The organism is Rhodococcus sp. B7740 (genome assembly GCF_000954115.1).
Lineage (GTDB): Bacteria > Actinomycetota > Actinomycetes > Mycobacteriales > Mycobacteriaceae > Rhodococcoides.
Map to the genome: position 1 here is coordinate 3018258 of NZ_CP010797.1, position 13165 is coordinate 3031422.

Consider the following 13165-nt stretch of genomic DNA (forward strand, 5'->3'; position numbering starts at 1 on the left):
GCCGGAGTGGGGCGTTCAGCCCTCGAGCGTCAGCGAGTGAGGCTCCGACGTGAAGGTCGCAGCCGATCCCGCGGCGCGAGCTATGCCTGCGATTCCGCCCCAGACCATCATGGTGAGGTAGTCGACGAGTTCGTCGGCCGTCATGGTTCGATCGAAGATCCACCAGTGCGATGCCAGCCGGACCGCACCGATCATGGCGAATGCGATGGGCATCGAGCCGGCCGTCGAGAACTCGCGCTCTCCGAATCTGTCGATGATGACCGTGGCCAGCAAGTCTGCGATCAGCCCCTCCGCCGCGGTGATGATCTCCTGATTGCCGCTGACTGCATTGTTGGCGTGGACGTAGATGTAGATATCGGGATCGGTGGCGACCGTCGTGACGTAGGCACCGATCACTGCGCGGGTGAGCCGGTACTCGTCGAGGTCCTCGGACATCGCGTCCTGGATCCGAGGCATCAGTGCAGTCTCGACGTATCGAGCCATCGCGGCGTCGGCGAGACCCTTCTTGTCGGTGAAATGTTTGTACAGAACGGTTTTCGAGACACCGTTCGCGGAGGCGATGGCATCCATACCCACGTCGTGTCCGTGCTCGCGAATTGCTGCCAGTGTGCGATCGAGCAGTTCACGTCGCCGGGTGATTCTGTGCTCGCGCCACCGGTCGCTACGACCGTCCACCTTCACCGCAACGCTCATGCCGATTGCGATACCGCTCGTGATCCCCTCAGCAGAATCGACGCCACCAACTCCGGATCGTCCGACATCGGCACGTGTCCGAGCCCCGGGTACGTCGTCACGTCGGCCTGCGGAAAGATTCGACGCACCAGCGGTGCCTGGTACACCGGCAGAACCCAGTCGCGACGCCCCCACGCGACGGTGACGGGAACGGTCTCGTCGACCGGAACGCTGAAGCGCGGCACCGCGTTACCCGCTGCGTCGATCGCACGGTTGGTGGTGATGCTCAGCGCATCGATCGTGGCCGTCGCCGCCGGAACTCGCCACGGCTTGGCGTAGAACACGCCGTTGGCGATCGTACGACCGACGACGTTCCTCATGACGGCCGGTGCGATCGGACCGATGACCCGGGACGCGGCCCTGAGAAAGCGAAAGACGAGCAGTGCTCGTGTCTGATCCCAGTGGCCGCGGAAGAAGCCCGCCGGTGAGAGTGCGGTGGCCGAGGCGACCGACCCACGGGCCGCGAGCTCGAGTGCGAAGTACCCACCCAGCGAATTTCCGGCCACGTGTGGCTTCTCACCGTCCACGGCCACGTGCTCGAGGAAGCGCTCGAGCTCTGCCACGATCCACGGACCGAGGTCGAATTCCTCGGTGGGCAGTTCCGGTGACGCTCCGTGGCCGGGCAGATCCACCGTCACCACTCGCCGGTGCCGTGCCAGAGTCTCGACGACGCTGTCCCACGCGTGTTGCCGGTGCACGATGCCGTGAATGAGCACCAAGGTAGGGCCCTCACCCCGGATCGTGTGAGCCAGGGTGAGTCCATCGATGTCCGACGTCACTGCATACCGATCTTTCTCGGCTGGATGCGATACACGTTCGCCGTTCCCGACGAGGCCGTCCCAGCCGCACTCGACTTCGCCGCACGGCCGAAGGTCATCGATTCCGTCAGATCGTCGAACCGTGCGTCGATTCTGTCCAGAATGTAGTTCTGGCGCACCGACCACGGGCGTTCGGTCCCCGATTTCGGTAGCTCGTTCAGAGACCGCGTGACGTAACCGGCCGCCAGATCGACGACCGGACGAGAGTCGACAGCTTTGCCCTGCCGGTCCGGGATCGCATGGGTGTATCCGTGAGATCGCATGTACACCAGGAGTTTGGCCACAGCCTGCGCTGTCATGTCCGCCTTGAGCGTCCACGATGCGTTGGTGTACCCGATGGACCATGCGACGTTGGGTACGTCCTCGAGCATGTGGCCCTTGTAGACGAACTTGTCGTGCGCTTCGAGCCGCTCACCGTCCAGCGACAACTCGATACCGCCGAACGCCTGCAGCTTCAATCCCGTTGCGGTGACGATGATGTCGGCCGGGATTTCGTCGCCCGATTCCAGCAGGATGCCGTCGGCGGTGATCTCGGCGATTCGGTCGGTCACCACGCTCGCTCGACCGGAGCGGATGGCCTCGAACAGATCGCCGTCGGGTACGACGCACAGCCGCTGGTCCCACGGGGCGTACGTCGGCTTGAAGTGCTTGTCGACGTCGTACCCTCGCGGCAGTTGGGCTTTCGTCATCGCGCGAAAGACCTTGCGGGCCGTCTTCGGTGCACGGCGGCAGAGCTGGTAGGAACCGACCATCAACAGGGCGTTGCGCCAGCGAAGTGCGCTGTGCGCGAGCGTGTCCGGAAGCAGGCGTTTGGTGATCGTGGTGAACGGATCGGTCATCGGCAGCGACGCTATGTAGGTCGGTGAGCGCTGCAGCATCGTCACCGACGCGGCCTCGGCCGCAAGCGTGGGCACCAATGTGATTGCGGTTGCTCCACTTCCGATCACGACGACCTTCTTGCCGGAGTGATCGAGGTCCTCGGGCCACTGCTGCGGATGCACCACCTGACCGGTGAACTCGTCCAGCCCGGGAAGGTCGGGGGTGTACCCGCCCGAATAGTCGAAGTAGCCGGTGCACAGGAACAGGAATCGACTGCGGTAGGTCGTGGGAACACCGTTCGTCAGGGCGTCGACCGTCCACATGTCCGTCGACGAGTCCCAGTTCGCTGCGGTGACCATGGTCGAGAAACGCGTGCGCTCGTCGATTCCGTTGGCGTAGGCGGTATCGACGATGTAGTTGCGGATGTCTTCTCCGTGAGCGAGCAGTGTGTCGCCCTGCCACGGCGTGTGCGGGAACGAGAACGTGAAGATGTCACTGTCGGAGCGAATACCGGGGTATCGGAACAGATCCCAGGTACCGCCTGCTCGCTCGCGACCTTCGAGAATCGCGTAGCTGAGCTCCGGCGCCATCTGCTGCAAGCGATATGCGGCTCCGATGCCCGATATACCGGCACCGATGATGAGAACGTCCTCGACGTTGTCGTCGGAACCGTCGAACTCGGGCCACCGACCTTGGCTTTTCGTCACGCCGCGCCTCACTGTTTGCCGAACACCACCGCGATTTCGACCGATCGAGCAGGCAATCGCGACCTACATCACACAATGTGCCATTGACGAGTGGTGATGTCAATGGCAGCCTCGACGCATACCGATGAGAGGAATCCATCATGAACCTCACACCCTCCGTTGGGAGTGGAGCCCACGGAACGACCCGTGAGCTCACCGGATGCACCCCCATCTCGACCGGGACCAGTACCCGATGACTCCCGTGGTGGTCGGGGCCGCAGGAGTCATCGCTCTCCTTCTGTTCACCTCGCGCGGCGCAGGCATGGACTTCGACCGACGCGCCCTCGCCGGCGCGTACAAGCCGACGCGGTCGACCTGGCCGAAGCGACTGCGGAGCCGTCGACGCCAACGATGAACCCGGAAGCCCCGACCGTCGATAGTGACCCATCACACTCCTGTAGGACGTATGTTTCGGAGCAGCCGGATCGACTCATACTTATCGGCGTCGTCCGCGACGCCCCCAGCTCCGGATGTCCGGAGACGACCTACACGAAAGAGGTACGCACCGATGGCCGACTTCATCGACAAGGCTCAGCACAAGGCAGAGGAACTGGCCGGGACTGCGAAGGAGAAGGTCGGCGAGGCCACCGGTGACGACAGCCTCCGCGCCGAGGGTGCAACGGATCAGGCCAAGGCCAACACCCACCAGGCTGCAGACTCCGTGTCCGACGCGGCCGAGAATGTGGCCGACACCGCAACCGATGCCGCCAAGGAAGCCAAGCACGCAGCCTCCGACGTTGCCGACAAGGCCGCCGACGTGGCAGAGGATGTCAAGGACACGGTCAAGGACAAGGTCCAGAACGTCGACGTCGACGATGTGAAGGAGAAGGCCTCCCAGGTCGCCGACAAGGCAGCCGACAAAGCCTCCGCCGTCGCCGACGACGTCAAGAACACGGTTCGCAACATCGACAGCGACGATGTCGCCCAGGCCGCGAAGGTCGGCACTCCGGTCATCGCCGCCATCGCAGCCGCAGCCGGTGCCGTCGCGTTCGTGCTGATCCGTCGACGCAACCGTCGCCGCAGCGCCGCTCACCTGTTCGTTCCGTCGAAGCGCACCACCCGCAAGCTCGCCAAGAAGGCACGCAAGCACAGCTTCTGAAGGTAAGTGCACAGAGAAGCCCCGCCTCCCGTTCGAGGCGGGGCTTTTCTCGTCCCTACACCTTTTGTTCGTCCCTACAGGGGCTTGAGTGCCCGGCTCGGCACCCAGTGCGTGACGGTTTCGCTTCGGTCTCGCGACATCAACTCGTACGTGACGCGACCGAGCCAATCCCCGTCCACGGTGATGGACCATTCGACCAGGTCGCCCGGTACGACGCGTCGTACGTCGAATCCCTCGGGGTTGAACTTCGACGCGTGGTGTGGCGGTAGTGGATAGAGGATGTTCAGGTCGATCCAGACCTTCAGCGGCGGGCGGAGCAACTTGAAGGGGCGCACGGCGGACGCCGGTCGAGGTTGTGCGCGCCGTGCCATCGTTCGATCATACGTTCGATTTCTGCGCCGATCCACCGCCTCGGGAAACGAAGAACGGCCACCTGCACGCGGGGTGCAGGTGGCCGTTGTTCGGTGTTCCGAGGATCAGATGCCGAGCGATCCCGCCAGGAAGGGCCAGGACTTGTGCAGGTCGTCCTGCCAGTAGCCCCACGAGTGGTTTCCGATCGGGCGGAAGTCCACGGTGGCCGGGATGCCGAGCTGGTCGAGGCGCTTGGCAAGGTTCGAGGTGCAGAAGTTGGTGGCAACTTCGATGCCGCCGCCGACGATGACCTGGTTGGCGAGCGTCGCCGGATCGTTCTTCAGGCGCGGGTTGGCGTAGGTGTCGTTCGGTGCACCCGGCAGGCCGCTACCGGTGCTCATGTAGATCTGCGTTCCGCGGAGCTTCTCGGCGTTGAGCAGCGGATCGTTCTCGCGCCACACGGGGCCGTCGAGCGGTCCCCACATGTTCTCGACGTTGCCGCCGCCGTAGGTCTCGACGACGAGCTTGACGAACTGCTGACCGATGGGGTCGGAGGTCTGAGCGCAGCCACTGTAGGCAGCGACGCCGGTGAACTTGCCCGGGTACTTGATCGCGATGTTGAGAACCGAGGTGCCCGTCATCGACAGCGCTGCGAGCGACTGGCGGCCGTTGGTGTCGAACTGGGCGTCGATCAGCGGGGGCAGTTCTTCGCCGAGGAAGGTGCTCCACTTGTTGCTACCGAGCTTCGGATCGTCCTGCAGCCAGTCGGTGTAGTACGACCACTTGCCCTTCTGCGGGGTCACGATGTACGCGTTCTTGTCCGAGAAGAAGGCCTCGGCGTCGGTCTGCGACTGCCACGATGCTGCATCCTCGCCGCCGCCTGCGCCGTTGAGCAGGTACAGCACCGGGCGGGACACGCTCTCGTCGGCGGGGCGCTGCACCGTCACGGGAATGGTGCGGTTCATCGACGCCGAGAACACCTGGAGCTGAACCTGGCGGTTGTCGAGGGTGTTCACCGACTCGATTCGCGATCCGTTGCTCGACTGCGTCGTGGCCGCAGGCAGTTCGTCTGCGGACGCGACGGGCGTCATCAGCGCGGTCGGAAGAATCGCCACTGCGAGGGCGACGGCCGTAGCCGAACCGATTCGCCGGAAGCCGTGTCGTCGAGATCGTGGCACGCTGTTTCACCTTTTCGTCGAGTTACACCGGTCGAGTCTCTACATCGGCCGAAGATGAGGTGACGTTACCTCGAGCAACCGTCCGAAGCGTCACGGACCGGACGATTCCGAGACTCGATCGTGATGGTCCGGGCGGTCGCCGCGGGTGGCGAAAATGCAGGCCGCGACGACGATCACCGCAGTCACCACACCCACGGGCAGCGGCGAATACAGCGAGACGATGGGCCGCTCGTAGTCGTCGGATGTGCCGTCCGTCCAGAAGAATTCTCGCGGCGGCACCGGAGCCGACACCCAGAACAGCGTCAGCGCGAACGGAATCAGGGGCGTGATGCTCGACGCCACCGCGCGCACCGGTTGCATCGATCCGACGGCCAGGCCGAGGGCGACCGGATACAGAGTGCAATACGCAACGGTTCCAACGACATTGACCGCACCGTCGTCGATCGCGAGCAGACCGGTGGCCGTGACCACGGCGAGCAGCACGAGCGCGAGGGTCGACAGGTCTCGGTGCAGACCCACCCGTACTGCGCCGACGAACAGCACAGCGGCGGCAGCGAATACCCACCACGACGCGTTGGACCATCCCAGCGAGTTCACCCCGGACACCGCGATCGCCAACCCCAGCATGAGGCATCTCCCGTCGCGACCGTCGAGCTTCAGCGCGACGGCGTACGTCGATACGACGGCGATCACCACGGCGAACATCCACAGCCTCGTCGTCGACGCCGTGTTGCCGAGGTAGGTGTAGACGATCAGGTACACGAGGGCGAGTACGCCGACGACTGCAGCATCGGACGCCTCGAATCCGATCACGAGTGCTCGCCGGGCCGTCGCGACCAGCAGCACTGCGGTCACGAGGAGAACGAGCAATGGGACGGTCGATTCGACGTAAAACGGTGCCAGACCATCCATCCACCGCCCCTCACGCGGTCCGCGTAGCGCAGAGATCGCGTCGTAGAACAGCATCGAGCCCAGCAGCCCTGTTGCGATGCCGGCAGACGGAACTCTGCGTCCGCCGACGATGACACCGCATACGCCCACCAGAGCGCCCGCGCCGAGGGCGTTGGTGGTCACCGCTTGATTGGCGGCGATCGGCACGAACGACGGCAGTGCAATCACCATTGCCCCGACCGCCGCGGCCACTGCAGCCGCTACCGAGGAGTGCCGAGAATGTACGACGGCCAGCACGAGCACGGCCACCGACACGGCCAGGAAGCCTGCCCACTGCGCGGAGACGAACGCCCCGTACCACTTGCCCGACGACTCGATGTGGAACACATCCCAGCCGAGCGATTCCCGAATCGAGTATCCGGCAACGAATCCACCGCATACCGTTGCCAGAACGGACCCGTACCGATCTGCGATCATGTCTCGAACTTAGAGGTGCTGCCTCGGAGCCGGGGACACGACAACCGCACAAGCTGACTCCGTCGACGCCTGCAGCAACTGACGTGACAAGGAGATCAGTTGTACGGCTTCCGCGCCGTTTCGGGGTCGCCGTAGGTGATGGCTCGTTCGCGTCGGGTGCCGGTGGCCAGGGTTGCGGCCCAGTTGATCAGTGTCCCGACGCGATTGCGGTTGCCGGCGAGGAACGCGATGTGGATGACGCCCCACGAGACCCAGCCGAGGAACCCGGACATGCGCAGCGGCCCGGCCTGCACCAGTGCGTGTCCGCGGGCGATGTAGGCCGCGGTTCCGAGGTCTCGGTACTTGAAATCCTTTCGCGCAGAGGCGGTTAGGTCCGCTGCGATTGCCGCGCCCGCCGCTCGGCCGCCCTGCATGGCCACCTCGGCGACTCCCGCAAGCTTGTTCAGCGACATGATGTCTCCGACGACGAAGACGTTGGGGTGTCCGGGGATCGAGAGATCCGGTTGCACGGCGATGCGTCCCGATCGGTCCTGCTCCACTCCCATGGCGTCGGCGAGTTGCTTCACGAACGGGACAGCTTCCACGCCTGCGGTCCACAGCACGGTGCGGGTGTCGTAGCGTGTGGCGGTCTTGGGTTCGGCTTTGGCCGTGACCTCGACGTCGGTGGCCGTGACGTCGGTGACGTGTACACCGAGATGCGTTTCCACGCCGACGGCATCGAGGGTGCGTTGCGCTTTCTTCGTCAGCGAGTCGGGGAACGATTCGAGTACGCGGTCGCCGCCGTGGAACAGCAGAACTCGCGCTTCCGACGGGTGAATCGAATCGAACTCCTTTGCCAACGCTCTGGTGGCGAGTTCTCTTATCTGGCCGGCTAATTCGACTCCGGTCGGGCCTCCACCGGCCACCGCGAAGGTGAGCCACGGCCTGCGCTCCTCGGGGGTGGGGAGAGACTCGGCCATCTCGAAGGCGGAGATCAACTTTCGTCTGATCGCAAGGGCGTCGTCGAGGGTCTTCATGCCCGGTGCCCACTGCACGTATTCGTCGTGGCCGTGGTACGCCTGCTGCATTCCGACGGCGACGACGAGGTAGTCGTAGGGCAGCTCGAAGGTCGAGCCGTCGAATCGGCTCGCCGTCACCACTCCGCCGTCACCCGCTGAGCCGTCGACACCGGGGGTCACCGAGGTCGCTTCACCCAGTGCCACATACACGTTCTTCTGTTTGCGCAGCAGGTGTCGCAGCGGACTGGCGATCGAGCCCTCCGACACCAGACCGGTGGCGCATTGGTAGAGCAGCGGCTGGAAGACGTGCGAGGTACCGCGCTCGAGCACGGTAACATCGACGTCTTCGTTGCGCAGACGCCGTGCCGCGTGGAGTCCGCCGAATCCTCCACCGATGACCACAACCCGTCGACGTGCCATTGCGAACTGTCTCCCTCGGACCGATGTGCGGAGAAGGATTCTCCGATTTTTCAGCGTACTCGAGGGCCGCACCCCCGATACGGGGATGCGGCCCTCGCTTCGGTGCAGCTCAGCCGAGCAACGTCCGCATGGTGTCGATTTCCTGCTGCTGTGAGGCCACGATCGTGCGAGCCATCTCCTGTGCTTGCGGGAATGTCCCGTCTTCGATCTCCACGTTCGCCATCTCGATCGCACCTTCGTGGTGCTCGATCATCATCGTCAGCCACTGACTGTCGAACTCGCCACCGGTGGCCGCGCTCAATGCGTCCATGTCCTGCTGAGTCATCATGCCCATGCCCGAGCTGTGGTCCATACCGCCCATGTCCATGTCCATGTCGGGCATGGGCTGGCCCCACTCTGTGAGCCAGGCGGTCATCCGGTCCATCTCGGGTTGCTGAGCGGCTTCGATCGCCGACGCCAAGGCCACTACGTCCGGATTCTCGGTGCGGCCCTCGACCATTGCCGCCATCTCGACCGCCTGCGCATGGTGCGGGTACATCATCTGCGCGAACATCACGTCCGCATCGTTGAATTCTGCCGACGCGTCGGCCTGGTCAGACGACGCCGAGGATTCCGACGACGAGTTCGGCGACCCCATCGAATGGCCGTCCATCGACGAGTCGTCGCTACTGCAGCCGGCGAGAAGGAATGCGCTCACGGTGGCAGCGGCCAGCGAAGAGACGAGTGTTGTACGCATGTGAATCTCCTTGAACAAGTGCGAAATACAGGGATCTGGGTATGCCGATTCGCCGGTGGTCGTCCGTCCACCGGGCTCCCTGTCACACTCGCAAGGTCACCGATCTGTCCAGCTCCCAGAGGGTCCACGGCGGCGCACGCTCCGAGATGGAGTCGGTGCGCCCACCGATACCGTCGTCCGACATCGGGGCGTGGACGACATCGACGCTCGTCGCCGGGACCGACAACGCAGCCCACGCCACCGTGGTTCCCGCGCACGGATGCATCATCTGATGCGTCGACGGGCAGTCGTGTTCGCCGGCCGCCACCTGTACCGGATCCTCGTGGTGGGTCGTCGACGCCATGGCAGCGTGTTCGCTGCTCACCGACATGGTCGGTGTCACCGAGTGCATCAGCAGCACCCCGAGGATCGTCAGCGCGATCAGCAATCCGGTCGCCGAGGCGAAGCCCGGCGACTGCGTCGGATCACTGAATGCATGACATCGACGATAGCAAGACATACCCCCTAGGGGTAACTGGTAGGGACTTCCGCCCCGCACCGAAGGACTTCCGCCTCTGTCCGCATCGGCCCCACTCGGTAATGCTCGAGGTGTTCCACACGCGAAGGTCAATGGACGGGACAAGGTCATGACTGCATCGAACCGGATAGTCGTCGGAGTCGACGGATCCGCCACATCCCTCGGCGCGGTCCGCTGGGCGACGCGCGAGGCTGTTCGACGCCACGCCCCGCTCGAGCTGGTCACGTCGTCGCTGTTTGCACCGGGAACCTACGGTGACGCCATCAGCCTTCGGATGGGCGCGTTCACGGACCCCGATATCGAGGCCAAGCGTGTGCTGACCGCAGCGGTCGATGCTGCGCACAAGACGGCGGCCGGTAATTCACTGATTCTCGACACTCGCCTCGAGCACGGCTCCGCTGCAAGAAACCTGACGCATTTCGACGTCGCACCAGCCATGATCGTGGTCGGGTCGAGGGGTCTCGGCGAGTTCACCGGCGGACTGATCGGGTCGGTCAGCACCGCGGTGGTATCGCACGCCAAATGCCCTGTGGCAGTGATCAAGTCGACCATCGTCGGCGACGGACCGGTCGTCGTCGGTGTGGATTGCACGTCCAACAGCCAACCGGCCATCGGGTTCGCCCTCCAGGAAGCATCGCTGCGGGGGGTCGACCTCGTTGCGGTGCACGCCTGGAGCGACCTCGAACTGGGCAGCGTGTTGACGCGCGACGACGAGGGACCGTGGGTCGACTCCGAACTCGCCGAGAAGACGTCGTTGGCGGAGAGCCTGGCCGGATGGTCGGAGGACTATCCGGACGTCACCATCCACCGGGTGGTGGTTCGGGACAGGCCGGTTCGTGAACTGGTCCGTGCGTCCGATACTGCGCAGTTGATCGTCGTGGGGAGCCGTGGTCGGGGCGGATTCGCGTCGATGCTTCTCGGTTCCACCTCACGTGCGGTGCTGCATTCGGTGGACGTTCCCGTCGTCGTCGTTCCCACGAACCGATGACCACGCCGACCGTCGACACCACATACGATTCCGAGAAACTGGACGCAGACCTGCGTTATTGGGCTGCGGCGAACTATCTGACGGTGGCTCAGATCTACCTGCAGGACAACGTATTGCTGCGTCGGCCACTGGAAGCGGAGCACATCAAGCCGAGGCTGCTCGGGCATTGGGGCACCAGTCCCGGCCTGTCGATGATCTACACCCTCCTCAACCGCGTGATTCGCCGAACCCATTCGGACTGGCTGTACGTCACCGGGCCGGGACACGGCGGCCCGGCGATGGTGGCGAACACCTACCTCGAAGGCACGTACAGCGAGATCTACCCGGACATCTCGCTCGACAGCGACGGAGTCCGACGGCTGTGCCGTCAATTCTCCACTCCCGGAGGCATTCCGAGCCACGTGAGCGTACAGACCCCGGGCAGCATTCACGAGGGCGGCGAGCTGGGCTACGCCCTCGTCCACGCCGCCGGCGCAGCGTTCGACAATCCCGATCTGATCGTCGCCTGTGTAGTCGGGGACGGTGAGGCCGAAACCGGTCCCCTGTCCGGTTCGTGGAAGATCCCCGCCTTTCTCAACCCGGTCCGTGACGGCGCAGTGTTGCCGATCCTGCATCTCAACGATGGAAAGATCTCCGGCCCGACGGTTCTCGGCCGTAGCGCCGACCTGGCAGTCGAACGCTTCCTACGGAGCCAGGGGTGGACACCGATCTTCGTCGAGGGCACCGACCCGCGAGAGGTGTTCCCGGCCCTCGAATCTGCCCTCACTCGCGCCCACGATGCGATCGGGAGAGTTCGGCACGCCGCACGAGGCGGCAACCCACGAGGCGACATCGCCTGGCCCGCCATCGTTCTGCGTACGCCCAAGGGCTGGACCGGTCCGCACGAGGTGGACGGCAAGCGCATCGAGGGCACCCACTGGGCGCACCAGGTGCCGTTGTCGGGTGTCCAGGAGAATCCTGCACACCTGGAACTGCTCGAGAAGTGGCTGCTGTCCTACGATCCCCGATCGTTGTTCGACGACAACGGTGCCCCGGTGGCGTCGATTCGGGAGCTCGTACCGTCGGGCACCGAACGTCTCGGTGCCACCCCGTACGCAAACGGCGGTGTGCTGCTGCAGCCCTTGGTCATTCGAGACCTCGAGAACTACGCGCTCACCGTCGAGTCCCCTGGTCGCACGTCGCACGAGACGACCACCGTACTCGGGGAGATGATGCGCGATATCTACCTCGACAACGCCCAGCCCAACGGCGGCGGCAACTTTCGCCTGTTCTGTCCCGACGAGACCGCGAGCAACCGCCTGCAGGCCGTGTTCGAGGCCACCGACCGGTGCTGGCAGCTGCCGACCACCGAGTTCGACGACGATCTCGGTCCCGACGGCCGCGTGATGGAGGTGCTCAGCGAGCATCTGTGCGAGGGCTGGCTCGAGGCGTACTTGCTGTCGGGTCGACACGGCCTGTTCGCGAGCTACGAGGCCTTTGCCATGGTGAGCGTGTCGATGCTGATCCAGCACACCAAGTGGCTCCAGCACGCGGCAACGCTCCCCTGGCGCGCACCCGTTGCGTCGCTCAACGTGCTGCTCACCAGCACGTGTTGGCGCAACGACCACAACGGATTCAGCCATCAGGGTCCCGGGCTGATCGACGCGGTGATTCCCCTGGCGCCGGACGTGGTGCGCGTATGGCTGCCACCGGACTCCAATACCCTGCTCGCCGTTGCCGATCACTGCTTCCGCAGTCGAGGTCACGTCAACGTTCTGGTGGTGGACAAGCAGAGTCACCCGCAGTATCTGACGCTTCCCGAGGCACGCGCGCACGCAGCGGCCGGTGCGTCCCGCTGGGACTGGGCCGGCACCGAAGTGGCCGATGCCGACGAGGACCCCGCGATAGTGCTGGCCTGTGCCGGCGACGTGCCGACCGAGGAAACCCTCGCTGCCGCAGACTTGTTGCGCACGTGGACTCCCGAACTCAGGGTTCGCGTGGTCAACGTCATCGATCTGATGGCGCTGCTCCCCGTCGTCGATCATCCGCACGGATTCTCCGACGAGCAGTTCGTGGATCTGTTCACCGCGTCGGTCGATGTGGTCTTCGCGTTCCACGGTTATCCCCGTGCGGTGCATCAACTGGTGCACGGCAGACCCGAACCCCAACGGTTCCACGTTCGCGGATTCATCGAACAGGGCACCACGACAACACCGTTCGACATGGTGGTGCTGAACAAGATCAGTCGGTATCACCTCGCGCTCGCTGCACTGGACCGAGCGCACACTGCGCCGGCCGGTGCCGAGGAACTGCGGCAGCACTGCCAGGACCGACTCGCACGACACGACGCCTACATCCGGGAGCACTTCGAGGACCTCCCCGAGATTCGGCAGTGGCGGTGGTCGTGACTACCGAA

The 13165-nt window shown here is 64.6% G+C and carries 13 protein-coding genes; 4 read left to right on the forward strand and 9 right to left on the reverse strand.

The window, feature by feature from the left end:
* Positions 1–15: 15 nt before the first annotated feature.
* The 3 genes from NY08_RS13855 to NY08_RS13865 are packed head-to-tail and all read right to left on the reverse strand — an operon-like array spanning position 16 to position 3076.
* The gene (locus tag NY08_RS13855) at positions 16–693 is read right to left on the reverse strand and encodes a TetR/AcrR family transcriptional regulator (protein WP_045196924.1); all 678 of its coding nucleotides are present in this window, start codon (positions 691–693) and stop codon (positions 16–18) included.
* Positions 690–1511, reverse strand: a complete 822-nt coding sequence (locus NY08_RS13860) for an alpha/beta fold hydrolase (RefSeq protein WP_082073802.1) — start codon at positions 1509–1511, stop codon at positions 690–692. Before NY08_RS13860 ends, NY08_RS13855 begins: the two co-directional genes overlap by 4 nt.
* Entirely contained in the window at positions 1508–3076 is a 1569-nt protein-coding gene (locus NY08_RS13865) for a flavin-containing monooxygenase (protein WP_045200410.1), read from the reverse strand. The genes NY08_RS13860 and NY08_RS13865 overlap by 4 nt, the downstream gene beginning before the upstream one ends.
* 199 nt (positions 3077–3275) lie before the next feature.
* On the opposite strand from NY08_RS13865, the gene NY08_RS13870 reads away from it, so the two are divergent.
* Positions 3276–3470 carry a hypothetical protein gene (locus tag NY08_RS13870; RefSeq protein WP_045196926.1) on the forward strand — a complete coding sequence of 65 codons (195 nt, stop codon included), beginning with the start codon at positions 3276–3278 and terminating at the stop codon, positions 3468–3470.
* Positions 3471–3623: 153 nt separating this feature from the next.
* Positions 3624–4214: a CsbD family protein gene (locus NY08_RS26650; protein WP_082073804.1), complete on the forward strand. Its 591-nt coding sequence runs from the start codon at positions 3624–3626 to the stop codon at positions 4212–4214.
* A gap of 74 nt (positions 4215–4288) precedes the next feature.
* On the opposite strand, the gene NY08_RS13885 is transcribed toward NY08_RS26650, so the two are convergent.
* The 6 genes from NY08_RS13885 to NY08_RS13910 form a co-directional block, all read right to left on the reverse strand.
* On the reverse strand, positions 4289–4585 hold the full coding sequence (locus NY08_RS13885; protein ID WP_032376174.1) for a hypothetical protein: 297 nt from the start codon (positions 4583–4585) through the stop codon (positions 4289–4291).
* A 105-nt stretch (positions 4586–4690) separates the two neighbouring features.
* Positions 4691–5656 carry an alpha/beta hydrolase gene (locus NY08_RS13890; RefSeq protein WP_442970842.1) on the reverse strand — a complete coding sequence of 322 codons (966 nt, stop codon included), beginning with the start codon at positions 5654–5656 and terminating at the stop codon, positions 4691–4693.
* A gap of 177 nt (positions 5657–5833) precedes the next feature.
* The gene (locus NY08_RS13895) at positions 5834–7111 is read right to left on the reverse strand and encodes a hypothetical protein (protein ID WP_045196931.1); all 1278 of its coding nucleotides are present in this window, start codon (positions 7109–7111) and stop codon (positions 5834–5836) included.
* Positions 7112–7206: 95 nt separating this feature from the next.
* The gene (locus tag NY08_RS13900; protein WP_045196933.1) at positions 7207–8529 is read right to left on the reverse strand and encodes an NAD(P)/FAD-dependent oxidoreductase; all 1323 of its coding nucleotides are present in this window, start codon (positions 8527–8529) and stop codon (positions 7207–7209) included.
* Positions 8530–8638: 109 nt separating this feature from the next.
* Entirely contained in the window at positions 8639–9265 is a 627-nt protein-coding gene (locus NY08_RS13905; RefSeq protein WP_045200413.1) for a DUF305 domain-containing protein, read from the reverse strand.
* An 82-nt stretch (positions 9266–9347) separates the two neighbouring features.
* Positions 9348–9764: a DUF6153 family protein gene (locus tag NY08_RS13910; protein WP_045196934.1), complete on the reverse strand. Its 417-nt coding sequence runs from the start codon at positions 9762–9764 to the stop codon at positions 9348–9350.
* A 127-nt stretch (positions 9765–9891) separates the two neighbouring features.
* On the opposite strand from NY08_RS13910, the gene NY08_RS13915 reads away from it, so the two are divergent.
* Together NY08_RS13915 and NY08_RS13920 are read left to right on the forward strand one after the other, a co-directional pair.
* Positions 9892–10770: a universal stress protein gene (locus tag NY08_RS13915; RefSeq protein ID WP_045196936.1), complete on the forward strand. Its 879-nt coding sequence runs from the start codon at positions 9892–9894 to the stop codon at positions 10768–10770.
* Positions 10767–13157 (forward strand): phosphoketolase family protein, encoded by a 2391-nt coding sequence (locus NY08_RS13920; protein WP_045196938.1) that lies wholly within the window; start codon positions 10767–10769, stop codon positions 13155–13157. The genes NY08_RS13915 and NY08_RS13920 overlap by 4 nt, the downstream gene beginning before the upstream one ends.
* Positions 13158–13165: the final 8 nt, after the last annotated feature.